General features: G+C 54.4%; 24 protein-coding genes. 12 read left to right on the forward strand and 12 right to left on the reverse strand.

The window, feature by feature from the left end:
• Positions 1 to 146: 146 nt before the first annotated feature.
• The 7 genes from lptD to K0H79_RS14695 all read left to right on the forward strand — a co-directional run bounded on the left by lptD (position 147) and on the right by K0H79_RS14695 (position 9038).
• A complete protein-coding gene (lptD, locus tag K0H79_RS14665) occupies positions 147 to 2441 on the forward strand; it encodes an LPS assembly protein LptD (RefSeq protein WP_220065460.1) in 2295 nt (764 codons plus the stop codon).
• A gap of 122 nt (positions 2442 to 2563) precedes the next feature.
• Positions 2564 to 3868, forward strand: a complete 1305-nt coding sequence (surA, locus tag K0H79_RS14670; RefSeq protein WP_220076298.1) for a peptidylprolyl isomerase SurA — start codon at positions 2564 to 2566, stop codon at positions 3866 to 3868.
• Between the two features lie 5 nt (positions 3869 to 3873).
• Positions 3874 to 4863 carry a 4-hydroxythreonine-4-phosphate dehydrogenase PdxA gene (pdxA, locus tag K0H79_RS14675; protein WP_220076299.1) on the forward strand — a complete coding sequence of 330 codons (990 nt, stop codon included), beginning with the start codon at positions 3874 to 3876 and terminating at the stop codon, positions 4861 to 4863.
• 9 nt (positions 4864 to 4872) lie between these two features.
• Entirely contained in the window at positions 4873 to 5676 is an 804-nt protein-coding gene (rsmA, locus tag K0H79_RS14680; RefSeq protein WP_220076300.1) for a 16S rRNA (adenine(1518)-N(6)/adenine(1519)-N(6))-dimethyltransferase RsmA, read from the forward strand.
• A 33-nt stretch (positions 5677 to 5709) separates the two neighbouring features.
• Positions 5710 to 6090, forward strand: a complete 381-nt coding sequence (apaG, locus tag K0H79_RS14685; protein ID WP_041409891.1) for a Co2+/Mg2+ efflux protein ApaG — start codon at positions 5710 to 5712, stop codon at positions 6088 to 6090.
• Between the two features lie 9 nt (positions 6091 to 6099).
• Positions 6100 to 6912 (forward strand): symmetrical bis(5'-nucleosyl)-tetraphosphatase, encoded by an 813-nt coding sequence (locus K0H79_RS14690; protein ID WP_220076301.1) that lies wholly within the window; start codon positions 6100 to 6102, stop codon positions 6910 to 6912.
• Positions 6913 to 7016: 104 nt separating this feature from the next.
• Positions 7017 to 9038, forward strand: a complete 2022-nt coding sequence (locus tag K0H79_RS14695; protein WP_220076302.1) for a methyl-accepting chemotaxis protein — start codon at positions 7017 to 7019, stop codon at positions 9036 to 9038.
• Between the two features lie 298 nt (positions 9039 to 9336).
• On the opposite strand, the gene K0H79_RS14700 is transcribed toward K0H79_RS14695, so the two are convergent.
• The 7 genes from K0H79_RS14700 to rplU form a co-directional block, all read right to left on the reverse strand.
• On the reverse strand, positions 9337 to 9744 hold the full coding sequence (locus K0H79_RS14700) for a DUF3718 domain-containing protein (protein WP_220076303.1): 408 nt from the start codon (positions 9742 to 9744) through the stop codon (positions 9337 to 9339).
• Between the two features lie 86 nt (positions 9745 to 9830).
• Entirely contained in the window at positions 9831 to 10313 is a 483-nt protein-coding gene (folA, locus tag K0H79_RS14705) for a type 3 dihydrofolate reductase (RefSeq protein ID WP_220065467.1), read from the reverse strand.
• A 24-nt stretch (positions 10314 to 10337) separates the two neighbouring features.
• Positions 10338 to 10805 (reverse strand): threonine/serine exporter family protein, encoded by a 468-nt coding sequence (locus K0H79_RS14710; protein ID WP_220076304.1) that lies wholly within the window; start codon positions 10803 to 10805, stop codon positions 10338 to 10340.
• Entirely contained in the window at positions 10802 to 11563 is a 762-nt protein-coding gene (locus tag K0H79_RS14715; protein WP_220065468.1) for a threonine/serine exporter family protein, read from the reverse strand. The genes K0H79_RS14710 and K0H79_RS14715 overlap by 4 nt, the downstream gene beginning before the upstream one ends.
• A 20-nt stretch (positions 11564 to 11583) precedes the next feature.
• Complete coding sequence (cgtA, locus tag K0H79_RS14720) at positions 11584 to 12753, reverse strand: Obg family GTPase CgtA (RefSeq protein WP_011760935.1); 1170 nt, start codon at positions 12751 to 12753, stop codon at positions 11584 to 11586.
• A 142-nt stretch (positions 12754 to 12895) separates the two neighbouring features.
• Entirely contained in the window at positions 12896 to 13150 is a 255-nt protein-coding gene (rpmA, locus tag K0H79_RS14725) for a 50S ribosomal protein L27 (protein ID WP_011760936.1), read from the reverse strand.
• Between the two features lie 14 nt (positions 13151 to 13164).
• Positions 13165 to 13476: a 50S ribosomal protein L21 gene (gene rplU, locus K0H79_RS14730; RefSeq protein ID WP_011760937.1), complete on the reverse strand. Its 312-nt coding sequence runs from the start codon at positions 13474 to 13476 to the stop codon at positions 13165 to 13167.
• 284 nt (positions 13477 to 13760) lie between these two features.
• Here rplU and ispB point away from each other — a divergent pair, with 284 nt between their 5' ends.
• On the forward strand, positions 13761 to 14732 hold the full coding sequence (gene ispB / locus K0H79_RS14735) for an octaprenyl diphosphate synthase (RefSeq protein WP_220067925.1): 972 nt from the start codon (positions 13761 to 13763) through the stop codon (positions 14730 to 14732).
• 104 nt (positions 14733 to 14836) lie between these two features.
• Here the strand turns inward: ispB and ung are convergent, their stop codons facing one another.
• Complete coding sequence (ung, locus tag K0H79_RS14740) at positions 14837 to 15502, reverse strand: uracil-DNA glycosylase (RefSeq protein ID WP_220065469.1); 666 nt, start codon at positions 15500 to 15502, stop codon at positions 14837 to 14839.
• Between the two features lie 180 nt (positions 15503 to 15682).
• On the opposite strand from ung, the gene K0H79_RS14745 reads away from it, so the two are divergent.
• On the forward strand, positions 15683 to 15997 hold the full coding sequence (locus K0H79_RS14745; RefSeq protein WP_220065470.1) for a DUF3144 domain-containing protein: 315 nt from the start codon (positions 15683 to 15685) through the stop codon (positions 15995 to 15997).
• Positions 15998 to 16060: 63 nt separating this feature from the next.
• Here the strand turns inward: K0H79_RS14745 and K0H79_RS14750 are convergent, their stop codons facing one another.
• The gene (locus K0H79_RS14750; protein WP_220076305.1) at positions 16061 to 16687 is read right to left on the reverse strand and encodes a LysE family translocator; all 627 of its coding nucleotides are present in this window, start codon (positions 16685 to 16687) and stop codon (positions 16061 to 16063) included.
• Between the two features lie 339 nt (positions 16688 to 17026).
• On the opposite strand from K0H79_RS14750, the gene K0H79_RS14755 reads away from it, so the two are divergent.
• From K0H79_RS14755 to K0H79_RS14765, 3 genes are all read left to right on the forward strand, one after another.
• On the forward strand, positions 17027 to 18475 hold the full coding sequence (locus K0H79_RS14755; RefSeq protein ID WP_258405403.1) for a sigma-54-dependent Fis family transcriptional regulator: 1449 nt from the start codon (positions 17027 to 17029) through the stop codon (positions 18473 to 18475).
• 359 nt (positions 18476 to 18834) lie between these two features.
• Positions 18835 to 20322: a cytochrome c oxidase accessory protein CcoG gene (gene ccoG / locus K0H79_RS14760; RefSeq protein WP_408733397.1), complete on the forward strand. Its 1488-nt coding sequence runs from the start codon at positions 18835 to 18837 to the stop codon at positions 20320 to 20322.
• Positions 20323 to 20478: 156 nt separating this feature from the next.
• On the forward strand, positions 20479 to 21018 hold the full coding sequence (locus K0H79_RS14765) for a thioredoxin family protein (RefSeq protein WP_220076307.1): 540 nt from the start codon (positions 20479 to 20481) through the stop codon (positions 21016 to 21018).
• 73 nt (positions 21019 to 21091) lie between these two features.
• Here K0H79_RS14765 and K0H79_RS14770 read toward each other — a convergent pair whose 3' ends face one another.
• The 3 genes from K0H79_RS14770 to K0H79_RS14780 all read right to left on the reverse strand — a co-directional run bounded on the left by K0H79_RS14770 (position 21092) and on the right by K0H79_RS14780 (position 25441).
• A complete protein-coding gene (locus tag K0H79_RS14770; protein WP_220076308.1) occupies positions 21092 to 21820 on the reverse strand; it encodes a phosphoadenylyl-sulfate reductase in 729 nt (242 codons plus the stop codon).
• A gap of 97 nt (positions 21821 to 21917) precedes the next feature.
• A complete protein-coding gene (gene cysI / locus K0H79_RS14775) occupies positions 21918 to 23633 on the reverse strand; it encodes an assimilatory sulfite reductase (NADPH) hemoprotein subunit (RefSeq protein WP_220076309.1) in 1716 nt (571 codons plus the stop codon).
• Positions 23633 to 25441 carry an assimilatory sulfite reductase (NADPH) flavoprotein subunit gene (locus K0H79_RS14780; RefSeq protein ID WP_220076310.1) on the reverse strand — a complete coding sequence of 603 codons (1809 nt, stop codon included), beginning with the start codon at positions 25439 to 25441 and terminating at the stop codon, positions 23633 to 23635. The genes cysI and K0H79_RS14780 overlap by 1 nt, the downstream gene beginning before the upstream one ends.
• Between the last annotated feature and the right edge of the window lie 342 nt (positions 25442 to 25783).

Below are 25783 nucleotides of genomic sequence, written 5' to 3' on the forward strand. Positions count from 1 at the left end.
ATTTAATGGAAACAGCCAATTCGTTGATACAGTCCTATTGGCTTGATTGTACTGGAGACGAGTGCAACTTTTCCCTCCTCTCAGTTTCCAGCTAAAGCCCGGATAGTGAAATCCAGATAACGAATATCAAACTGAATACTCTTAAGATGCAGATCCGTTACATATTGGCCCTCGGCCTGCTTCCTTGTCAGGCCATGGCCAACGATGCCGTGCCTGAGCCCGCCCCGGATCAATGTCTGGTGGCGCCTCCCATTCCGTTGCCGAGTGCACCGAAGTCAGCCACGGCAGAAGAGCAGGTAGAAATCCGCTCTGTGTCCTCTGACGCCGTGATGAATCAAAACGCCACGTTCGAAGGCGACGTACAATTCCGTCAGGGCAATCGCTCCATCTCCGCCGACCGTGCGAACATGGATTACGAAAAGCAGCAGTTAGACGCCGAAGGCAACCTGGTATTTCAGGACAGCCAGTTTACCGTTACCGCCGACAATCTCAGTGCCAAGATCAAAGACAACAGCGCCACGCTGAGCGGCGCACAGTATTGGCTGCACGGCCAGCAGGTTCACGGTAATGCCCGCAAGCTTGAGATAACCAAAGACAATAATCTCATTCTCAATGGCACCGACTTTACCACCTGCCCGCCGGGTGACAGCTCCTGGTTGCTGGAAGCCGAACGGATCAAGATTGACTCCAGCGAAGAATGGGGCGAGATCTGGAATGCCAAGATGCGCATTGCCGATATCCCCGTGTTCTATGTTCCGTACATGACGGTGCCTGTCTCAGACAAGCGCAAAACCGGTTTTCTGTTTCCCCAATTCAGCACCAGCACTACCAACGGCGTGGAAATCGCCACGCCCTGGTACTGGAACATTGCCCCCGAATACGACCTGACTCTGACGCCGCATTACATGTCGGCCCGTGGGCTTTATGTGCAGAGTGAGTTTCGTTATCTCGCGGGTGATGCTCAGGCCGGCCGGGTAAACCTGGAATACCTCGGCAGCGATCGTCTGCTGGAAAACAGCGATGACCGTTATCTGTATCATTGGGAACACAGGGGTGCCATCGATAAACATTGGCGCGTCAATGCGGCGTTCACCGATGTTTCCGACAACAACTACTTTAACGATCTGGATTCTGAAGTCGCGAGAGCCACAGACAACCAGCTGTCCCGCATCGGCGAAATGAGCTATTTCGACAACGACTGGAATATCAGCGCCCGGGTTCAGGACATCAAGGTACTGGGTGAGGACGAAGTGCCTTATCAGGTGATGCCACAGTTTAGCTTTAACTACCGCAGCCAGGATTTACTCAACACTCTCGAGTTCAGTTTCTTCGGCGAAGCCACCAACTTTGAGCACAAAGAACAAGACCAGGTCACTGCCACCCGTTTACATCTGCAGCCAACCCTGACTCTGCCCATTCACGGGCCCGCCGGTTCGTTAACCAGCGAGTTAACCCTGCTGCAAACCAACTACTGGCAACGTAACACAGATTTGATGCCAGACTCGCAGCTGAACAGTTCCGTCAGCCGTACCCTGCCAAGGGCCAAGGTGCACGGTCAAATCAATCTGGAGCGCAATACCCAGTGGCTGGGTGAATCCTACCGTCAAACCCTGGAGCCTCAGGTCCAATATTTATACGTGGGCTACGAAGATCAGGATGATATCGGTATCTACGACAGCGCCAGATTGCAGGACGATTACTATGGTCTGTTCCGGGCACGCCGTTTTTCAGGCCTCGACCGTATCGCCGATGCCAATCAGCTGACACTGGGTTTGACCACCCGCTTCTTCGATGATCACAACCAGGAACAGTTCAAGTTCAGCCTTGGCCAAATTCTTTATTTTTCAGAGAGCAAGGTGTCCCTGACCGAAGGGATTGCCGAAGAGCGCCCCAGTTCCTCGGCCATTGCCGCCGAATTGGATGCCCATCTATATCAGGACTGGTATTTCAGCGGTGCACTGCAATACGATGCCCGCACCCGGGATAATAAAAAGTCTGAATTCACCCTGGATTACCGCCCCGGTGGCGAAAAACTGGTGCAATTCAGCTACCGCTATGTGCCGGATTTGGTGAACACCAACACCAATGAAGAAGTCGGCATCAGCCAGGCCGGTATGCGCACCACCTGGCCTTTGACCGATAGCCTCTACTTTGTGGGCAACTGGTACTACGACCTCAACGAAAGTCGTTCGGTAGAAGCCTATACCGGTTTCCAGTATGAGAGCTGCTGCTGGGCCGTGCGTTTGAGTTATCACTACCGGATAAAGACCAACTACGATGACGATTTCAATCCGGTGCAGGATAACCGCGAACTCTTTGAAAGCGGTGTGTACCTGAATTTCGTGATAAAAGGCCTTGGCGGCTCAGGCCCCATGGGTGTCAGCGACATGCTGGATGAAGGGCTGTTCAACTACAGAAAGCCGCTTTATCTGAGGAATTAACACAGAAATGTGGTAGATTGCGAAACCACATTCAGGACGCGTTGTCCAAACAGGTTAACACTGCCGGGTTTTCTGTGCCGGTGAGTTGGAAGAAAACCGAAAAACGCCAAGGATTTATTTGGATGAAACCCTGTAAGAAACTGATTTTTGCCGCTCTGGCCATGACCATGGGCTTCCAGAGCTTAGCTGCACCCCAACCTTTGGATCGCGTTGCCGTGCAGGTGAACGACGGTATCGTACTGGAAAGCGAAATCCAGAATATGATGGATACCGTAAAGAAAAACGCTTCAGCGGCAGGCCAGACTCTGCCTTCTGACGATGCCCTGCGCACCCAGGTCATTGAGCGCCTTATCCTGACTCGCCTGCAACTGCAGATGGCCGAACGCGTCGGTCTGCATATCGGTGATTTGCAACTGGATCAGGCCATCGAAAACATCGCCCGCGAACAGAAAATGACGGTAGCCCAGATGCAACAGGCCATTCAGGCCGAAGGCATGAGCTTTGCCCAGTACCGCGAGCAGCTGCGCGAGGAAATCACCCTCGGTGAAATCCAACGCATCCAGGTACAACGTCGTATCCAGGTTTCTCCTCAGGAAATCAATAACCTGGTGAAGATGATTGAAGAACAGGGCAACAAGGACGTGGAATACCAGATTGGCCATATCCTGATTGAAGTACCCAGCAATCCCACCAGTGCCGAGCTGGAATCTGCCAGCAAGCGTGCCCAGGCCGTTATGGACCGCCTGAACAGCGGTAACGATTTCCGTTCCATCGCCATCGCCGCCTCGGCCGGCCCCAAGGCGTTGGAAGGTGGTGTTTGGGATTATATGAACATCAACGAAATGCCGACCCTGTTTGCTGAAGTGATTGGCGATGCCAAGAAAGATGCCATCATAGGTCCTATCAAGAGTGGTTCTGGTTTCCATATCCTGAAAATCATGGATATCCGCGGCCTGCAAACCCGTGAAATAGAAGAAGTGCGTGCCCGTCATATTCTGCTCAAGCCCTCGCCCATCCTGTCCGAGGAGCGCGCCAAGGCCATGCTGGATCAGTTTGTGGCCCAGATTAAGAGCGGTGAAGCCAAGTTTGCCGATATCGCCCGCCAGTACTCTGAAGATCCCGGTTCTGCCACCAAGGGCGGTGAACTGGGTTGGGCCGAGCCCAACATCTATGTGCCTGAATTTGCACAGATGCTGGGTCAAATTAGCCTGGACGAAATCAGCGCACCGTTTCGCACCGCCCATGGCTGGCACATAGTGCAGCTGGAAGAAAAGCGCAAAACAGACGCCACCGAAAAGTTCAACACCAACCGTGCGCATCAGCTGATTTTCCGCCGTAAATTCAACGAGGAGCTGCAAGGCTGGCTCGATGAAATTCGCAGTGAAGCCCATATAGATGTGTGGGAAGCCGAAGCTAACCGAGGTTAATCACAGTGACAGTGAAACGCATAGCCATCACCCCCGGAGAGCCTGCCGGTATAGGCCCAGATCTGGTTATCCAGCTTGCCCAGCAAGCCTGGCCGGTAGAGTTGGTGGTATGCGCCGATCCTGAGCTGCTTCACAGCCGGGCCCGTAAGTTGGGGCTGCCACTGACCCTGGAGCCCTATGACGCCAGCCAGCCTGCCAAACCTCAGGCGGCGGGTACCCTCACCCTGGTGCCCTTCAAGCTGAATGCACCAGCCGAGTGCGGCAAGCTCAATGAGCAAAACGGCCGCTATGTGGTCGATACCCTGAGCTACGCCGGTGAAAAAAATATGACCGGCGAGTTCGATGCCGTGGTCACTGGGCCTGTACACAAGGGCATCATCAACCAGGCGGGCATCTCGTTCAGTGGTCACACTGAATTTTTTGCCAATCAGGCGGGTTGCCAGGATGTAGTGATGCTGCTGGCCTGCCCCGGTTTACAGGTCGCGCTGGTGACCACCCATATTCCACTGGCGTATGTGGCCAAAGCCATTACGCGGGAAAGATTACATAAAATTATCAAGATCCTGCATCAGGATCTGGTCAGCAAGTTTGGCATTGCCTCACCCAAAATTTATGTCTGCGGCCTCAATCCCCATGCCGGGGAAGATGGACACCTGGGCCGCGAGGAACTGGATGTCATCATCCCTGCCCTCAATGAACTCAGGGAAGAGCTGAACTTTAATATCGTCGGCCCGTTGCCTGCCGATACCCTGTTCCAGCCTAAGTATCTGGACGATGCCGATGTGGTACTTGCCATGTATCACGATCAGGGATTGCCGGTACTGAAGGCACAGGGCTTTGGCAAATCCGTCAACATTACCCTGGGCCTGCCTTATATTCGCACCTCGGTGGACCATGGTACCGCCCTGGAGCTGGCAGGAACGGGTCGCGCCGACATCGGCAGTTTTGTTTGTGCCCTCAACAAGGCCATCGAGCTGGCTGCCAAGACCAACTGATAGAGAGTCATGAGTAATAAAGTCCACTTGGGCCATACGGCCAGAAAACGTTTCGGTCAGAACTTTCTGACCGATGGAAACATCATCAACCGTATCGTAGGCGCCATTTCGCCAGACGATGAACACGTGATGGTGGAAATTGGCCCGGGCCTCGCCGCCCTGACCGAGCCCGTTGCCATGGGCATCAAAAACCTCACGGTTATCGAGCTTGACCGTGACTTGGCCGAGCGCTTGAAAGTTCACCCCACCCTGAAGGATAAACTCACTATCCATCAGGGCGATGCCATGAAGTTTGACTTCAGCCAGTTGGTAGAGTCTGAGCGCAAGCTCAAGGTCTTTGGTAACCTGCCATACAATATCTCAACCCCACTGATGTTCCATCTGTTCGAATTTGCCGAGCACATTGAGAACATGCACTTTATGCTGCAAAAAGAAGTGGTACTGCGCCTCTCTGCTTCTCCGGGTACAAAAGCCTATGGCAAACTGACCGTCATGGCCCAGTACTACTGTCAGGTAGTGCCGGTGCTGGAAGTGCCACCCGGCTGCTTTACCCCGCCGCCAAAAGTGGATTCGGCCGTGGTACGCCTGGTGCCGTATGCTGAAAAACCCTGGCCATGTCATGATGTGGAAATGCTGCGCAAGGTGTGCAACACCGCCTTTAATATGCGCCGTAAAACCCTGCGCAATAACTTAAAGCCGCTTCTTCAGGACGCCGACTTTGACGTTCTTGGCATAGATGCAGGTTTACGCCCCGAAGACATCAGCGTGGCCCAATACGTGGCCATGGCCAACTATTTGTGTGAAAAGCGGTAAACTCCAGTAACAGGCAAACAATCCGGAATGACGATGACCGACGTAGATCCCGCAATCAAGGTTGAGGTGAATACCGAATACCTGGAAGAGCAATCCACGCCCGCAGAGCACAAGTACGTGTTCAGCTACACCATCACCATCATTAATCTGGGCGACAGAGCCGCCAAGCTGGAGAGCCGTCACTGGATAATCACTGATGCCAACGGTCACATCACCGAGGTGCAGGGTGCCGGCGTGGTGGGTGAAACCCCCACCATACCTCCCAACACCGCCTATCAGTACACCAGCGGCACTGTGATGGAAACCCCGGTCGGCTTTATGGAAGGACGCTACGGAATGGTCTGGGAAGACGGAAAGCCATTTCAGGCCGCCATTCCCACCTTCCGCCTGGCCGTGCCCGGCGTACTGCATTAATTCTCCGCCATGGCGCGATACTTTGTCGGCGACATCCAGGGTTGTTATGAAGAGCTGATGCGGCTGCTCCTGCGGGTAGATTTTCATCCGTCGCGGGATGAACTCTGGGCCGTGGGCGATCTGGTAGCAAGGGGCCCCGAGTCCCACAAGGTGCTGGGCTTCTTCAGCTCATTGGGTGATGCCGCCAAAGCCGTGCTGGGCAACCATGATTTGCATCTGCTTGCCATACAGGCCGGGCTCAAACGTCCCAAACCCAGCGACAAACTTAAAAAGCTGCTGGAATCCAAACACCTGCCTGGGTTTATCCACTGGGTACGCCACCAACCCCTGATGCGGGAGCTGCCCGAACACAAGCTCATCATGACCCATGCCGGAGTGCCTCCCCAATGGGATCTGGCCACACTGCGCGAAGAAGCGAGCGAAGTGAGCAAGGTACTGATGAGCGACACTTACCTTGACCTTATAGGCAGCATGTACACCGAAGAGCCCGAAAGCTGGGATCCGGATGCGTCCGGATTTCTCAGGCACCGGTACTGTATCGACGCCCTGACGCGGATGCGCTTTCTGTACCTCGATGGCCGCCTGGATTTTGCCTGTAAAAAGCCTCCCGCCGACTGCGATGGCCTCGCCTTGAAGCCCTGGTTCGAATTCCCGTCTGAGTTGGACGACTATACATTGGTATTCGGCCATTGGGCCGCGCTTATGGGTAAAACAGATAACCCCAGGCGCATAGCCCTGGATACAGGCTGCTGCTGGGGAGAAGACCTCACGCTCTGGCACCTTGAAACAGGGGAAAAAATTACCCAAAAGAAGTTAAAATAGGGTTAAACTAAAGCGCAAAGAAGCCGATACAAAAGAGCCGCGCGTCAAAGCTCCATACTGCTTTCTGATTCGGGAAAAAAACTAAAACATCGCCGGAGTGTCCTATGAAAATCAAAGTCGCCACCAGAGTCATTGGCGGGTTCAGTTTTGTTACCCTTCTGTTGGTCATACTCGGTGGCGCCTCGCTGGTCACCAACAATAATCTCAAAGACAGCACCGCCATTATGCAGGACCTGAGTATGCCTGCACTGGAGGCCACAGGGCACCTTTCCGAAACCCTCAGTGAACAGCAACGGCTTATCCTCAAAGCTTTCCACAGCAAAAATGCTTCGGCCGTGCCTGGTCTTGAAAAGTCATTCGATCAACTCAGCAGTGGCTTCAACAACCAATTTTCCATGCTTTCCGGCCTGCTCAATAACCGGGATAACTTTCAGGGACAGCTTAGCGGCCTGAAGAGCAGTTATCAGATGCTGGAAAGCAACAGCAAGGCCATGCTTAAGGCCCGCTTTGACTCGCTCTCGCAGCAGGAAGAATTGCTTAAGTTGCGCGAGAAGCTGGAAAACAGCGCCGACGATGCCTCCTCCAATCTGTTCGATCTTATCGATTTGGAAAGCAGTCAAAACCAAACTGAGCGTGAGATTGCCGCAGCCGCCGGCGCCATAGATACCACCATGACGGGTATCATCACGACGGTTTACGATCTGGTCGCCGCCGAAGAGCGCAGCAAGTATGAGCTCATCGCCAAAGAGCTCGACTATATGCTCGGCGAAGTGAAAACCAAGATGGAGTACATCTCCCGCCACGGTGAAGGCATTATTGATGCCGACCTGGTCGGCACCCTCAATGAGGACAGCACCAAGGTGCTGAAAATGCTGGAAGGTAAGGACACCCTGGTCACCCTCAAATCCCGTCAGATTGACAGCACTCAGCTGGCTTCTGAAAAACTGACTTTGGTGGAAAAGAATGCGGCGACTGTGACAGAGCAGATGAAGCGTCTCGCCAAAGACATCGAAACAGTTACAAACGACATCAGTAATCAGGCCCTGAACGACATCAATAATGCCTCGCTCAGAACGCTTATCCTGGTGGTAATTGCTATCGTTGTGGCCGTGGTCATCAGCTTTGCCGTGGTGAGACCACTGAAACGCTCGTTGGATGAGGTGAACGGTGCCCTCAATGTGTTGGCCTCTGGCGACCTAACCCACAAGCTGGACGACACTGGCCACGATGAATTTGCCGAGCTGTCCCGCAACTGCAACCGTCTGGTCGACAGTCTGCGCAGCCTGATTGCCGGCATCCTGGACCGCTCGAATCAATTGGCTGCGGCCGCCGAAGAAACCTCTGCCATTACCTCGCAAACCACCATAGGTATTCAGGAGCAGAAGAGCCAGGTTGACCAGGTAGCAACGGCTACCACAGAGCTAAGCTCCAGTGCCCATCAGGTGAACATGAGCGCCGATGATGCCCTGAGCCAGATTAAGCAGGCTGACGAAGAAACTCAGCACATGCGCACCATCGCAGATGAAAACAAGCGCACCATTTTGTCGCTGGCAGATGAAGTGGCCAAGGCCAGCACGGTGATCAACAAGGTGCATTCTGACAGTGCCTCCATCGGCTCAATATTGGATGTTATCCGGGGCATTGCCGAGCAAACCAATTTGCTGGCACTCAACGCCGCCATTGAAGCCGCCCGTGCGGGTGAGCAGGGACGTGGGTTTGCCGTGGTGGCCGATGAAGTTCGCAGCCTGGCATCGCGCACCCAGGACTCCACCCGTGAAATTCAGCAAATGATTGAAGTACTGCAGCAAGGCACTCAACAGGCCGTGGCCGTGATGCAGCTGGGTCAAAATCAGGCACAAAGCTGTGTGGAGAAAACCGAGCAAGCCAACCAGGCGCTGCAAACCATCAGCCACTCTGTGCATAAAGCCTATGATGCCGGCACTCATATTGCTCAGGCGGCACAGGAGCAGAACCTGGTCAGCCAGCAAGTGTCTGAGAAACTGGAGCACATTGCCGCCATCTCTGAAGAGACAGCCTTGGGTGCAGAGCAAACAGCCAAGTCCAGCCACGAGGTGGCCCGCCTTGCCGAAGAGCTGCAAAGCTCGGTGAAAGAGTTTAGAGTGTAAGTCACTCGAACACAGGCCCTTTTGAAAGCCCCTGCATGGGGCTTTTTTATTGCCACTTTAATATAGAGCAAAAGCCTTCTGCCGCACTTGGGGAGTGGACTGCGACAACTCAAGGCTCAGACAAGGGGGAAGTGAGGTAAGCCGGTTCCACAGTGCTCAGCACCGGTTAAGTCTAAGCTCAGGCGTGGCCAGTGATGGAAAATAACAGATAGCGGCAGTTACGGGCAGGTGGCGTCGGGATACTTAACGGCAGTAAAAAGCCGGGCAAAGGCCCGGCTTTTATGACTGAAGCGGTAACTTAATCGTCAGACTCTTCACCACCGCCAGACAGACGCTCTTTCACCGCAGCAGTGATAGGGCTACCGCCGTGACCGTTTGCTTCGGCCCATGCCACAATGGTCATGCCATCAGCTTCGGTAGCACTCAGCTCAGTAGCCGACAGACGTTTGGCAACAAACTCACCCACATCATTGGCGCCGGCACCCATGGCGGTACGTAGCAAGCTCACGCCATCACAGTTAACACCCGAATAGATGTTGCGCAGTTTTACTCGGCTTTCCTTGAGTTTTTTACGAAGACGATTCTTGTCGTTCGCTTTCACATAGTCACAAATACTCGCCACCAACGGATCTGTATTTGCCATGGCGGGTGAAGGGAGGAAAGAAGCAGCAATGGCAGCTGCAAGGGCCAGGGGCAAAACACGCATCTCATACTCCTCGGATTGTTTTTTATATTTATCAGTAAAATCGTATTTTCGAATTTACTTTTAGGGCACGTACTACGGCGGTTAATTTAACACTTTTTTACCAAGGTGATAAAGCGATATTGAAGGCCTTTGTCTGACACATGTTCTGTGGATTCAACCGTTTCCCAGCTGCCATCATCCCAGGCTGGAAAGTGGGTATCCCCCTCAACCTCCAAGGCTATCTCGGTTAAATATAGCTTATCTGCCTGGGATATCAGCTTTTGATAGAGTTGCCCACCGCCGATAACCACCAACTCCTCACAATCACCGGCCAGCGCCACGGCCTCTTCAAATGAAGACACCAGACTAATACCTTCGTGGGGGTAGTTGCTCTGGCGTGAAATCACAATATTGTGACGCCCAGGCAATGGACGGCCTATGGACTCAAAGGTTTTACGACCCATCACCACGGGTTTGCCCAGCGTCATGGCTTTGAAATGCTTGAGATCTTCCGGCAAATGCCAGGGCATTTGGTTATCTTTTCCTATCACCCGGTTATTGGCCATCGCGGCAATCATGGCGATACGCATAAAAGCTCCCTCTTTGAGTTGTGTTTATATGATGGGGCGGGTACGAAAATACAGCAGACTCGGCAGCGCCAGGCCCACTGACAAGGCGCCGAGGATAAAGACGGTTTTCAGGCCATTGCTTATTACGGCGCCGGTCAGCTCTGGGCTGACCTGAGATTGCGCTGTCAGCTGTACCAGGGCAATCACGGTATTAAAGGCATAGGTCCCCGGGATCATGGGGATAGTGGCGGCCACAGCATAAAGCAAAGGAGGCGCCAGATGACGTTTGGCAAAGCCAATGGTCACTGTCCCCACCATGGCCGCCGCAGCAAAGGTTGCCCACTCAATGGGTAATCCGAAATGCAGGATCAGGGTACGGAAACTGTGCCCCAGTGCGCCGGCGAGGGCACAGTAGGGTAGAAAACGCTTTGGCACGTTAAATACCATGGCAAAGCCCACGGCAGGAATGGCCGAAAAGAAAGCGTCGTTGAGCAGAGTAAGCGCCAAATTCACAGAAACTTGCCCCCCAACTGCATCGCTATGGTGATACCTATCACCGAGGCAACCGTTAACAAGGTGGCATGTCCCCAGCGTGAAATTCCCACGTTCATATGCCCCTTCACCATGTCAGAGATGGCGTTAATCATCGGAAACCCCGGCACCAGCATCAGCACACTGGCCGCCATGGCAAGCTCAGGGGTTTTGGTCAGAGGACACTCGTAACTGAGCTGCGCCACCGCCGTGGTAACAAAGGCGGTCAGGGAAAAAATCACCAAAGGGTTAAAGTGCCTGCGCGCCAGTGACAGCCGCACACTCATGCCTATGGCCGCCGCGATAAAGGTGATGATGGATGACATCCAATCGCCGCCAAACAGATGGCAAAAACTGGCACAGGAAAGGCCAATCATGGGGATCACCAGCGCGGCAGGGTAACTCTTGGGGGTGATGCGGGCCACCCTCTTTCTTACTTCGTTGGGGCCATAGAGGCCTTTCTCAGCTAGCAGGCAAATTCGTTGCAACTCGCACACAATCCGCATATTGATGCCATGCTCACGAATACGGCGGGTGGTGGTGATACAGCGGCCATGTACCAAGCTGGTCAGTACGAGGGAATTTGAAGAGATGGACAATTCGACACTGGCCAGTCCAAGGGCCCTGCCCAGGCGCTGACTGATTTCTTCGACCAAATCAGACTCTGCGCCATAGGCCAGCAGGAGCTGCGCAACGCGCACCACCTGCCGGGTTATGTCATTCTGGGTATCTGCGTACACCGCTATCCCCGATTGAAGGCTTATCTCTGGTAAATGACTTCCACGTCGTAGTCGTCATCGTCGAAATCATCGTCATCATCTGAATCATCGAAATCCGGGTTCAGATCGTCAAGCTGAGCCTTGTGGTAATTGTCCCACTTGAACTCCACTTCCTTGTCAGGATCGGCGGCAGCAGCTTCATCTGGCAAGCTCTTGATGAAGTCGAACAGCTTTTCAGCCAGCTCTTTAGTCCCTTCGCGGGTCGCGGCAGACATGGTGTACACATCGCCTTCCCAGCCAAGCTCGGCCACAATGGCGTCAACACGCTCCTGCAGCTCTTCTTCCAGCAGCAGGTCGGTTTTGTTGAATACCAACCAACGGGGCTTGGCAGCCAGCTCAGGTGAATACTTTTCAAGCTCGGCCACAATGGCGCGGGCGCTTTCGGCAGGGCTTGAACCATCAATGGGCTCGATATCCAGAATGTGCAGCAGTACGCGGCAACGTTCCAGGTGCTTCAGGAAGCGAATACCCAGGCCAGCACCTTCGGCGGCGCCTTCAATCAGGCCAGGAATGTCGGCAATCACAAAGCTTTGACCAGGACGAGGGTTCACCACACCGAGGTTTGGCACCAGAGTGGTAAAGGGATAATCAGCCACCTTTGGCGTTGCGCGGGACACAGCACGGATAAAGGTCGACTTACCGGCGTTCGGCATCCCCAGCAGGCCCACATCAGCCAGCAGCAGCAGCTCGAGGCGCAGCTCACGAACCTCCCCCTTGGTACCCAGGGTCTTTTGGCGTGGGGCACGGTTTACACTGCTTTTAAAACGGGTGTTACCCAAACCGTGGAATCCACCCTTGGCCACCAGCAGCTTTTGCCCTACTTCGGTCAAATCACCCAGCACTTCATCGGTATCTATGTCTACGGCGCGGGTACCCACGGGAACACGCAAGGTCAGATCGCTGCCACCTTTACCGGTACAGTCACGACCACGGCCGTTTTCACCGCGTTCTGCAAGGTAAAAACGCTCAAAGCGGTAATCAATCAGGGTGTTGAGGCTGGCGTCGGCCACCAGATACACACTGCCGCCATCGCCACCGTCGCCCCCATCGGGACCACCGTCTGGAATGTATTTTTCACGGCGAAAGCTTACGCAACCGCTGCCACCGTCACCGGCCTGAACCTTAATGACCGCCTCGTCGACGAACTTCATATCAACTCCTCACCACAGAATGGGGCAATTATACCGCCTGCAGCGCGGCAGACCAAAATCTCTATCAAACATAGGGCAAAGCCCCAGACAAAACAAAAGCCCCACCAGAGGCGGGGCTTTATCAGCTTAGCTGCTTCGAAGCTTAGTCTTCGATGCTAACAAACTTACGGTTGTTAGGACCTTTAACTTCGAACTTAACTTTGCCGTCAGTCAGAGCGAACAGGGTGTGGTCACGACCAATACCTACGTTCACACCGGCGTGGAACTTGGTGCCACGCTGACGAACAATGATGTTACCAGCCAGAACTGATTCGCCGCCGAAGCGCTTTACACCAAGACGTTTGCTTTCTGAATCGCGGCCGTTACGAGTAGAACCGCCAGCTTTTTTGTGTGCCATGAGTCAGACTCCTATTAAGCGTTGATAGCAGTGATTTTAACTTCAGTGAACCACTGACGGTGGCCCATCTTCTTCTCGTGGTGCTTACGACGACGGAACTTCTGGATAGTTACCTTTTCGCCGCGGCCGTGAGCAACAACAGTAGCAACTACTTTGCCGCCAGCAACCAGTGGAGCACCCACTTTCACGTTTTCGCCATCAGCAACCAACAGAACCTGATCGAACTCGATGGTTTCACCAGTAGCAACTTCGATTTTTTCCAAACGTACAGTATGGCCTTCAGCAACACGGTGTTGCTTGCCACCACTTTGAAAAACAGCGTACATAGCTATTTTACTCCGAAAAATTCTGACGCTTCGCTCTGAATCCCCTCGGGGCGTGTGCGATGCGCCATAAAAAACTTTAATGACAATGGGCGCGGAGTTTACGCTAAGAATGCCCAGCTGACAAGCCCTAATTAGCAAAGATTAAAAAAAGACCCGCATAACTCCCACATTAACCGGGCAACTGCTGCCATCGTCATTATTTTTAGGTAAGATCGCGACTATTATAACACTTATGCCTAAATCAGGGCTTAGTTATGCCCAGTCCTGACAATCAGAGTCTATCTATGGATTTGAATGCCATTCGACAGCTGGCCGACGCCGATATGCAGGCAGTCAATCAGCTGATCTACAAACAACTGGAATCCGATGTTGCCCTCATCAACCAGCTGGGCTTTTACATTATTAACGGAGGCGGCAAACGTCTGCGCCCTCTGTTATCGGTATTGGCCGCCCGCGCGGTTAACTATAATGGTGAAGGTCATCTGAAGCTCGCCGCCATTATCGAGTTTATTCATACGGCCTCGCTGCTCCACGACGACGTCGTGGATGAGTCTACGTTGCGCCGGGGCCGCGAAACCGCCAATGCCCTCTTTGGCAACAGCGCCAGCGTACTGGTGGGTGACTTCCTTTATACCCGCTCTTTCCAGATGATGACCGAGCTTGGCAGCATGAAGGTGCTGCAGGTGCTGGCCGACGCCACCAACGTGCTGGCCGAAGGGGAAGTGCTGCAGCTGATGAACTGCAACGACCCCAATACCACCGAAGAAAGCTACATGCGGGTTATCTACTGCAAAACCGCCAAGCTGTTTGAAGCAGCTACCCGCCTGGCCGCCGTGCTGGCAGGCAGCGATGAAAAGGTAGAAGAAGCCCTTGCCGACTACGGTAAGTATCTGGGCACCGCCTTCCAGCTGATTGACGACTTGCTGGATTACACCAGTGACGCCGAAGAGCTGGGCAAAAACATCGGTGACGACCTCGCCGAAGGCAAGCCTACCCTGCCACTGATTTACGCCATCGGCCATGGTAACGAGCGCGAGCAGGACCTGATTCGTACCGCCATTGAAAAAGCCGATGGCACAGGTGCCATTGAGGAAATCCTCACGGCCCTGCATCGCTGCGGCGCGCTGGATTACACCCGCAGGCGCGCAGAGGAAGAAGCAGATAAGGCCATCTCAGCTCTCAGCGTACTGCCGGAAGGCGACTTTAAAGTGGCGCTTGAGTCACTGGCCAGAATCGCAGTCTCCCGCAGTAACTGATAGCCCACAGTAACTGATAGCCCGCTGACAGCCATCATGGCCCAATAAAAAACCTCGCCAATGCGAGGTTGTTTATTGGCCTGCACTCATAAGCGCTGCGCGAGTTACAGTCGCCAGTCGATGGGCTCGCCGCCCTGCGCCTGTAATAGCTGATTGATTTTTGAAAAGTGGCCGCAACCAAAAAAGCCACGGTAAGCCGACAAGGGCGATGGATGCACACCCGACAATACCTGATGCTGAGTAGCGGTAATACCCTTGCCCTTCTTGATGGCATGGCTGCCCCAGAGCACAAAGACGATGGGCGCTTCTCGGTCATTGAGCAGCTTAAGCGCAGCGGCTGTAAAGGTTTCCCAGCCCGCCTTGGCGTGGGAGTGGGCCTTGCCCTCCTCTACCGTGAGCACGGTATTGAGCATCAACACCCCTTGTTTGGCCCAGGGCAGCAGATAGCCATGTGACGGGGTGTCAAAGCCGGGAATATCCGTGCTGAGCTCCTTATACATGTTCACCAGCGAGGGCGGCGGCTTAATACCCGGCTTCACCGAGAAACACAGCCCATGGGCCTGACCGGCACCGTGGTATGGGTCCTGGCCAATCAGCACTACCCGCACCTGATCCAATGGCGTGTGCTCAAACGCCGCGAACACCTCTTCTTCGGGAGGATAAATGGTTTTGCCACTTTGGCGCTCGGCGGCAACAAATTCGGTGAGGGATTTAAAGTAGGGTTTCTCGGATTCGGCGGCAATAAAGTCCTGCCAACATGCAACGGCCATGGGGCTCCCGGGCTGAATGATTCACAGCAAAGCAGTGTATCTTATTGCCCAAGGCAAATCAGCCTCCATGCCCGGTTGCCTCAACCGCGTCACGACCCAGATCCCAATCGGGACGAAAGCCTGTAGTCAGCCGCGTGGATTTGGGTAAAATCAGCAAAGATGAAAATACAGGACGCAACCATGTCAGAAAACGCCAACAGTCTGTTCGAACTCGCCGATAAGTTTATTGCGCTGGCCAACGAGCTCACCACCGCCGAAGGCGATGTGGGTAAAGTGGGTACGGCGCTGCGTTTTGCCGCCGCCCGCTTCAATGCCTTCGAAGCCGCCATCAAGTCGGCCGACCTGCAAAACGAAAAGGCCAACGCCCTTAAGTGGTTCAGCGATGATTATCAGGACATGCTGAACGATAACCTGGACGATCATATCGCCAACCCGCCAGTAGCTGCCGCAGCCGAGCCTGCCGTTGATACGGCAGTGCAAACGTTCAAGCTCTGAGCCACTCAAAAGCACAATAAAAAGGCCGCATCATGCGGCCTTTTTGGTTCCTGCAAGGGTTCATTACAAACCTTGCCACAGGGTCCAAATCACCCGGAGGCTAAGCAGAATGAGGATAGCGCCGGACAGCTTATCGATAATGGCCGCCTTCTCCCGTAGTTTAGGCAGCAGTCTTGGGTGTGACAGCATCAGTGCCACTATTGTGTACCAAAGACCATCCACCACCAGCGGCGTCAGTACAATAATCGCCTTGCCTTCGAGGGTGGATGACGCCATCACAAACTGACTGAAAAGCGCCAGAAAAAACAGCAAAATCTTGGGGTTGAACAACGATATGGCAATACCGTCCCGGGCCGCTTCTGAAAGAGTGGAAACCTTGCCCGCCGCAAGCTTCTCCTTCATCCCGCCTTTCGAGTTGAGCGCCCCCCACCCCATCCACATCAAATATAGGGCGCCAATCAGGGCAATGCCATTAAATACCAGCGGCGCTTCTTTCATGGCAAGCGCCAGCCCAAGCAGGGTGATAAGCGCATACACCCCAATGCCGAGGGCATGGGCCCAGGCACAGGCGATACCTGCGCCCCTGCCGCCCCCCAGCGTGTGACGCACCACCATGGCCAGACTCGGTCCCGGCGACATGGCCCCCAAACAACACACGGCCAGCAGCGCCAGCCAAACACTGAAACTCATACTTCCCCCAATTTACTGCGAAAACCTGTTTGTCTTTTTACTGCCGGGCAAGGCTTACTACGATTCTCAGCGGCACGAATAAGCAGACACCTGAGTGCCTGAGCGCAGCCCACAAAATCTGAGGTTGCCACTATACTGCAGCCCCATCAAAAGGTTGAAGTAAGAATTACAGCCTTCCGCTCAAGGTCCAGCTCATGGCCTGGCTCAGCCCCCTCATCGCAGTCTGTTTTGGTCGAAGCGCAGTACACGCCCATAGTTATCACGATATCTCGTGACTTAGTCAGCAAAGTTCCCTCCTGAGTCCATGACGCCCCGACAGGGGCAGGCTATACTGCCGCCATGAACCAGCCACAGCCCCGACCAACACCCATGCCGACACAGGAAAGCTTTTTACCGGAGAACCGCCTGCTGCTGGATGCTGTCAGCGAAGGTATCTATGGTTTTGATTTGGATGGCCATGCGGTGTTTATCAACCCAGCGGCTGAGCGCATGACCGGCTGGAAGGCAGACGAACTGCTCGGTAAAACCATCCATAACTTCCACCATCACAGCCATGCCGATGGCAGCCACTACCCCCACGAAGACTGCCCCATCTATCAAACCCTGAAGGATGGCAAGGCGCGGGAGATCAGCAACGAGGTATTTTGGCGCAAGGATGGCAGCAGCTTCCCGGTGCATTACAGCTCAACTCCGGTATGGCAGGACGGCAAGCTCAAGGGCGTAGTCGCGATATTTCGTGATATCAGTTTGCAAAAGCAAACCGAACAGTCGCTGCGCCAGGCGCTGGAGCAGGTGCAGGCGCTGTCGGAGCAGCTGGCCTCTGAAAACTCCCTGCTGCAGGCCGAACTTGAAGACAAGCGCGGCCCGTCGCAAATCACCGGCAGCAGCGACTGTATTCAAGACCTGCAGAAGCAAATCCGCCTGGTGGCCAACACCGACAGCACGGTATTGATACAGGGTGAAAATGGCACCGGCAAGGAGCTGGTCGCCCGGGAGCTTCATCAGCTCAGCAGCCGCCGTGATAAGCCGATGATCTCGGTTAACTGCGCCGCTTTCTCGGCGTCACTGCTCGAAAGCGAGCTCTTTGGCCACGAAAAGGGCGCCTTCACCGGTGCCAGCAGTCGCCGTAAAGGCCGCTTTGAACTGGCCCACAAGGGAACTCTGTTTTTGGATGAAGTGGCCGAGCTCAGTCTAGAGGCACAGTCCAAGCTGCTTAGGGTGATTCAGGAGCAGGAGTTTGAGCGTGTGGGTGGCAGCGAGCGCATCAAGGTAGATATCCGCCTGGTAGCCGCCACCCACCACGACCTGCAAAAACGGGTCGAGCAGGGGCTGTTCAGGATGGATCTCTTCTACCGCCTGAACGTGTTTCCACTGAAAGTACCGCCACTTCGACAGCGTGCCGGGGACATTCCCGAACTGGTGCAGCAACTGCTGAGGAGTCTGTCTCAGAAGCTCGGCAAGCCACTGGCAGGGGTTGATGCCGCCAGCCTCAAACGCTTGCAGCAATACAGCTGGCCCGGCAATGTGCGCGAACTGCAAAACCTGCTGGAGCGTGAAGCGATTCTCACCCACCAGCCAATTCTGAAAATGAGCTCCATCCCCGGCAGCCAGGCGGCACCGGTTGCAGGAAAAACTCTGGCCGAGGTGGAGGCTAGTCATATTCTCTCGACTCTGGAAGATTGCGACTGGCGTATCTCGGGCCCCGGCGGTGTGGCGGCAGTACTGGGGCTACCACCCAGCACCCTGAGATCCCGGATGCAAAGACTCGGGATCCTCCGACCTAAGTAGCCGTCGGCACTCTGACGGGCTTCTTCTCAGACGCACTTCTTAATGCGCCTATAGCACTTCAAGTGACTACAGCGCTTCCTGTGACTACAGCCCCAGCTGTGGCTGTGGCTGTGGCTGTGGCTGTGGCTTCGCCTGTACCTACAGCTCTTGCCACCTATGTAAAGTCACGAAATATCGCCAAGTCACGATATTTCGCGACCCCACCTTATCCAACAGAAAAAATATATGCGTAAAATCATACAGATAGATTAAAATTTCAGCTGGCACGGCTCTTGCCATTAGGCCCCTGTGTAAGTCATTCAGGAACAACCAAGGTGCAACAGAGCAATCAATCCCAGCAAAGCATTCCCGTTACTTTCATCCCCTCCAGCGAAGAGCCTTCAGCGCACAAGGAGCCTTCAGCGAAAAAGGCGCCATCAGCGAGCGGAGAGCCCTCAGCGCAGAAAGAGCCATCGGCCTCCAAAAAGCCGTCATCAAAAACGGCAGCCAAAAGCGGCGGCAAAATCCAGTTTCGAAGCCAGTCCGGTCTGTTTCAGCGTTGGCGCAGTGCCACCGGAGCTGGCCTGATAGCGCTGTTTTTTCTGCTGCCTTTTATCAGCTGGCAGGGGCGCCAGGCCATTTGGTTTGATTTGGGCAATCAGCAGTTTTACTTCTTCGGCACCAGCCTGTGGCCCCAGGATTTTACTCTGCTGGCCTGGGTGTTTATTGCCGCGGCCTTTGGTCTCTTTTTCGTGACCCTGTTTTGGGGCCGGGTCTGGTGCGGTTTTTTATGCCCACAAACCCAGTGGACCTTTATGTTTGCCTGGGTCGAAGAAAAGTTTGAAGGCAGCCGCAATCAACGCATCAATCTCGACAAGGCGCCCTGGAGCCGGGAGAAACTCACCAAACGGCTTGGGAAACACAGCAGCTGGTTGCTGATGTCGCTGCTGACGGGCTGTGGCTTTATCGCCTACTTCGTCCCTGCGCGGGAGTTGTATCCTGCCATCTTCAGCTTCAGCGCAGGATTCTGGGACACGGCCTGGGTATGGTTTTTTGCCATCTGTACCTACCTCAACGCCGGGTGGATGCGCGAGCAAATGTGCCTGCACTGTTGCCCCTATGCCCGCTTCCAATCTGCCATGTTCGACGAGTTCACCAAAACCGTGACTTACGATGCAACCCGTGGCGAAAGCCGTGGGCCACGCAAGCGTAAGGCCGCCACCGACCTTGGCGACTGCGTGGACTGTAATCTGTGCGTGGAGGTGTGCCCCACCGGCATAGATATCCGCAACGGCTTGCAGTACGAGTGCATCAACTGCGGCGCCTGTGTCGATGCCTGTAACCAGACCATGGCCAACTTCGGCTATAAGCCCGACCTTATCGCCTTCACCAGTGAAGCGGGCCTCAAGGGGAAAACGCCGCCCCTTTGGCAGCGCAAACGCTTTATCGGCTATGGTCTGGCACTGCTGGCCATCCTCGGCACCATGGGGCTGGACATGGCGAGTCGAAGCAGTATCGAGCTCAACGTACTGCGCGACCGCCAAAGCCTTTACCGCGAAACCACGGGCGGCCAGATTGAAAACACCTATCTGCTTAAAATCCGCAATAAAACCCAGCAACCAAGGGAGTATCGGCTGGCCGTTTCAGGCACCCTGCCACTGGCGCTGTCGAAAACAGAGGTAAGCATCGCCCCCGGCGAGCAAGTCGAACTGCCACTGACGCTTACGGCGGCACCAGCAGACATTCAAACCAGCCGCAGTAAGCTCACCTTCACTGTCTCTGAATTCGTGTCTGCATCAGGGACTGAGCCAGGGGCTGCTGAGGAAGCAGAGGCTGTCAGTCAGGATTCGGTATTCTTCGCCCCCTGATGACTTTCGCCCGCTGGAAGCTCAAGCGGCAACTGCCTCGGTGGCGTGAGGCAGGTTTGTGGGCCAGCTCAAACTCCGCTGCAGGAGTTGGCCCCTTTCACCTTGGCTTAAGGGCGCATCATTATGCTGAGTGGGTATTTACGAAAGGAATGACTCATGATCCTCACTCTCAGCACCCTGATGACCCTGCTCCTCGTTGCCGCCGTGGTAGCGCTGCTCATCGCCCGCAGCAAGGGGAAAGCCATCCCTCTGGCGGTTGTCCCCGTTATCGGAATGATGGCGCTGATGGTGGGTTCGGCCACCTACTTCGTGCACCGAGCCAGCGAGCAGCAGGACTATCGCGAGCTGTTATGGCAGCCACTGGCTGCGGATAAAATTCCCATGCTGGTGCAGGGTGGCTATACGGTGTTTGTGGATTTGCATTCCGACTGGTGTATGGCCTGTCAGACCAACCGCGTTGGTGTGCTGCATCGCCCCGAGGTGGTCAGCACCTTGCTGTCAGGCAAGGTGGTGTTAATGCAGGCCAACTGGAGCCAGGAAGCCGAGCGCATTGCGCCCCATTACGGCAGGGTAGCAGCACCCGGCTCGCCTTTTAACAAGGTCTACGGCCCGGGAATGCCAAGGGGACAGATATTACCATCGGAACTGAGCCCGAATGATGTAATCACTGCCATCCGAAGCGCCAAAGGCAGCTGATATTCAAAATAAAAAACGCCGGTAATAGCCGGCGTTTTTTATGCTCGCACACTATGCTGTGTGTCCGATGAGATTAAATCTCGTAGTGCAGACCACACTCACGCTTTAACCCATTAAAGCGGGTGTCTTCTTCGCTCATGCCAAGCTCCAGCGGTTTGGTGGAGTGGGTATCGCCCACCGACACATAACCCTGCTCCCACAGCGGGTGATACGGCAGCTCGAATTTGGTCAGGTATTCATGCACATCCTTGTTGCTCCACTCGATAATTGGCAGCAATTTGAAGCGATTACCATGAATGGCAAGAATGGGCAGGCCTTCGCGGGTCGATGCCTGGGTGCGGCGAAGGCCGGCAAACCAGGTACCCACTTCCAGCTCTTCCAGCGCCCTTTGCATAGGCTCAACCTTGTTGATGCGGTTGTAGCGCTCAAGGCCATCCAGCCCCTGCTCCCACAGTTTACCGAAGCGGGCTTCCTGCCAGGCAGCTGTCATCGGGGCGCGGTACACCTTGAGGTTCAGCTTAAGGCGCTCGGTCAGTTCATCGATAAAGCGGTAGGTTTCCGGGAACAAATACCCGGTATCGGTCAGCACCACAGGCACATCGCTTTTTACCTGCGTTACCAAATGCAGCATCACCGCCGCCTGGATACCAAAACTGGAGCTTACAATATGCTCGCCGGGTAATTCACGCAGTGCAAATTCAACCCGCTCGGCAGGCGTGGCCTTGGCCAGATGTAGATTGATGTCCGCAAGCGCGGCCGTTTGCTCGGCTGCGTCCAGACTAAGTAAATCGTGATAATTCATGCTTATCTCCAAGGGTTCTGGCGTCGCTACACGTCTTGGCACCGGCCATCGGGCCGCCAAAACAAACGGGGGAAGCCTTGCTTCCCCCTGACTGGTCTCAGGCGTGGAAGTCGGTTTTACTGACTTTCACTTCGGCAACAACACCCACCCGAATAACAAAATCACCAAAACATTCACCTGGGTTACGCTCCACTGACCAGCGGCCAATCAAGGTATCCAGTGCCGCCAGAATTTCCGCTTCGGCCACGTTATCCAAATACAATTTCGGAATACGGGTACCCGCAGTGTTACCGCCCAGATACAGGTTGTATTTGCCAGGACCACGGCCCACTAAACCGGCCTCTGCCAACATGGCGCGGCCGCAGCCATTCGGGCAGCCCACGACGCGCAGGATGATATGGTCGTCCTCAATGCCGTGCTTGCTCAAGATCCCTTCAACGTGGGTGACCAGGGTTGGCAGGTAACGTTCGGCTTCTGCCATCGCCAGCGGACACGTTGGCAGTGACACGCAAGCCATCGAGTTTTTACGCTGAGTAGTCACGTTTTCCAACAAACCATGACTGCGCGCCAGCTGCTCAATCTGCGCTTTATCTTCGGCTGCAACCCCTGCGATGACCAGGTTCTGGTTTGCCGTCATCCGAAGATCGCCTTTATGCACTTTGGCAATTTCAGCCACACCCGTTTTCAGCGGCTTACCCGGGTAATCGAGCAGACGGCCGTTTTCGATAAAGAGTGTTAGATGGTGCTTCCCATCAATGCCTTCCACCCAACCAAAGCGATCGCCACGGTGGGTAAATTCGTAAGGACGGCTTGGGCCAAAGGCCACGCCAACCCGTTGTTCCACTTCTGCTTTGAAAGCGTCTACGCCGATACGATCTATGGTGTATTTGGTTTTGGCATTTTTGCGGTTAACCCGATCGCCGTAGTCACGCTGCACTGTCACCACGTGCTCTGCGACTTTCAGCACATGCTCAAGACCGATAAAGCCCAAATCTTCTGCCCGGCGCGGATAAGTGGTTTTATCGCCGTGGGTCATCGCAAGGCCGCCACCAACCAACACGTTAAAACCAACCAGCTGGCCATTTTCGGCGATAGCGACAAAGTTCAAGTCGTTGGCGTGTACGTCGACGTCATTGTGCGGTGGGATCACCACAGTGGTTTTAAACTTACGCGGCAGGTAGCTATCACCCAGCACCGGCTCAGTTTCCGTGGTTTCTACTTTTTCTTCGCCCAGCCAAATCTCGGCATAGGCGCGGGTTTTTGGCAGCAAATGCTCAGAGATTTTTGCAGCCCACTCATAAGCTTGCTGGTGCAGCACCGATTCCACAGGGTTTGAGGTACACAGCACGTTGCGGTTTACATCACCGGCGGTGGCAATCGAGTCGATGCCAATTTTATTCAGCATCTGGTGCATCGGCTTGATATCCGGTTTAAACACGCCGTGGAACTGGAAGGTCTGGCGGGTGGTTAACCGAATTGAGCCGTACATGGTGTGCTCGCGGGCAAATTCATCAATCGCCAGCCATTGCTCAGGCTTGATAATCCCGCCGGGCATGCGCGCCCGCAGCATCACATTATGCAGCGGCTCCAGCTTTTGCTCCGCGCGCTCAGCACGTAAATCGCGGTCATCCTGCTGATACATGCCGTGAAAACGCACCAACATGAAGTTATCACCGGTAAAACCACCGGTAATTTCGTCTTTTAAATCTGTGGTGATAGTGCCACGCAAATGGTCGCTTTCAGCCTTCAGACGCTCGTTATCAGACAGCTGGCCCTGCACCTGCAGTTCAGGTTTAATTGGATATTGGCTCATTAATAAACATCCTTCTGATAACGCTTGCTCTCGCGTAACTCTTCAAAATACTCGTCGGCTGCTTCTTCAGACAAGCCACCGTGGGTTTGGGCAATTTGTAATAACGCCTGATGTACATCTTTCGCCATCCGGTTGCCGTCACCACAAATATATAAGTGCGCACCTTGTTGCAGCCAAGACCACACTTCGGCGCCTTTGGCTGCCAGTTTATCCTGCACATACACTTTTTGTGCCTGGTCGCGGCTAAATGCCACATCCAGGTGGGTTAACACGCCACGCTTCAAGTAGTCCTGAAGCTCCACCTGATATAAGAAATCACGGGTGAAATGCGGGTTGCCGAAGAACAGCCAGTTTTGGCCAGTCGCACCTGCGTTATCACGCTCTTGCAGGAACGCCCTAAACGGCGCAATACCGGTGCCGGGGCCAATCATCAACACTGGCGTATCGGGGCTGGGCAGGCGGAAGTTGTCATTGTGTTCAACAAAGACCTTCACCGGCTCCCCTTCAGCCAAGCGCTCAGCCAAAAAGCCTGACGCTCCACCTAAATGGGTGCTGCCAAAAGCATCGTAACGCACCACGCCAACGGTTAAATGCACTTCTTCGCCCACTTCGGCTTGGCTTGAGGCGATGGAATACAAGCGTGGCTGTACTTTGCGCAGGCTGTCCACCAGCTGCTGTGCGCTGATGTTGGCAGGGTTTTGCACAATCACATCGGCACTTTGTTTATCGGCCAGATAAGCGCGCAGCGCGTCTTTGTCTGCGCCAAGCGCCTGCAATTCGGCATTGTTGCTCGCTTCTGCGTATTTGGTCACCAGCGACGGGTAAGCCTGGGTGAGCTCCAGCTCGTCGGTTAACGCCGCTTGCAGGGTTAACGTCTGGCCAGACAGTTCAACTTGCTCGCTGCCGGTTAAGCCTGTGGCGGCCAGCACGCTGGCGACAAGCTCCGGCGCATTGCGGAAATACACCCCTAATGCATCACCCGGCTGATAGGTCAGGCCGGAGCCTTCCAGCGAGATCTCAATATGACGCACGTCTTTGGTGGAGTTACGCGCCGTGATCTTTTGATTAACACTTAACTCAGCGGTAGCTGGGTTTTGCTTATCATACTGGCTGTGGCTAGCCGCGGTGCCAGTCGCACCTGGCCATGCAATCACTCGCTCGCTAGCGGCGCCTGATGCTTTAAGCAGCGGTGTAAACACATCCAAGGCTGCTTCCTGCCAGTTTTTCGCTCCCTCGGCATAATCAACGTCAAGCAGGGCTGGCTCATGCAAGCGTTTTGCACCCAATGTAGCCAGTTGGCTGTCAAAGTCAGTGGCGGTTTTGCAGAAGAACTCATAGCTGGTATCACCAAGGCCCAACACGGCAAATTGCAGCTCGGGTAACTTCGGTGCCTTTTTACCAAACAGGAACTTATAGAAACTGACAGCGCTCTCAGGTGGCTCACCCTCGCCATAGGTCGAGGCAACAATGATGAGGAATTTTTCTTTTGCCAACGCATTGGTTTTATACGAGGCAATATCCTGTAACTGCACAGCTAAGCCACGGCTTTCTGCCGCCGCTTTGATTTTACTGGCCACGCCTTTGGCATTGCCGGTCTGCGATGCGTAAAGCACCGTTAAAGTCGCGGCTTCCTGGGCAGCTGGCGGCGCAGCAAAAGCCCCCCCAGCGGCAGATTGCGCGCTTGCCGCCAGATAACCACTGACCCAGGCCAGTTGCACGGCATTGAGCTCAAAAGTCAGTTGCTTGAGCTTGTCGACCTGCTCGGCACTGAGCGGAGACGCGAGAGAGGATAATTCTTTTAACAGCATGAGGACGACCCAGTGACATTTTATTGCATGCTAGCTTAGTGCCCTTTGGCACAAGCAAAAAAGAATAAAATTTAATTTTTTATTCTCTTTGGGAATATGCAGAGTCGAATTTTTAAGCTACAAAAGTGTGGCCCGGCGCAAATTTTTTGCTCCGACCAGTGGCTTAAGTCGCCTCATGAAGAATATGCGCTTGTGTCGGCAGGCAGACTTGCCACAATGAGGTCACACCGTACAGAGCTCTGTCCCCTACAGACAGCCGGTTGCAAAACCGCCCAGCCTGTCCCTCCTGTTTCGCCCGACACAGGAAGCGGTGTGTTCACGTTTCAATAACCATCAGGGAAT

The sequence above is a fragment of the Shewanella sp. FJAT-52076 genome (assembly GCF_019457455.1).
GTDB classification, from domain to species: domain Bacteria; phylum Pseudomonadota; class Gammaproteobacteria; order Enterobacterales; family Shewanellaceae; genus Shewanella; species Shewanella zhangzhouensis.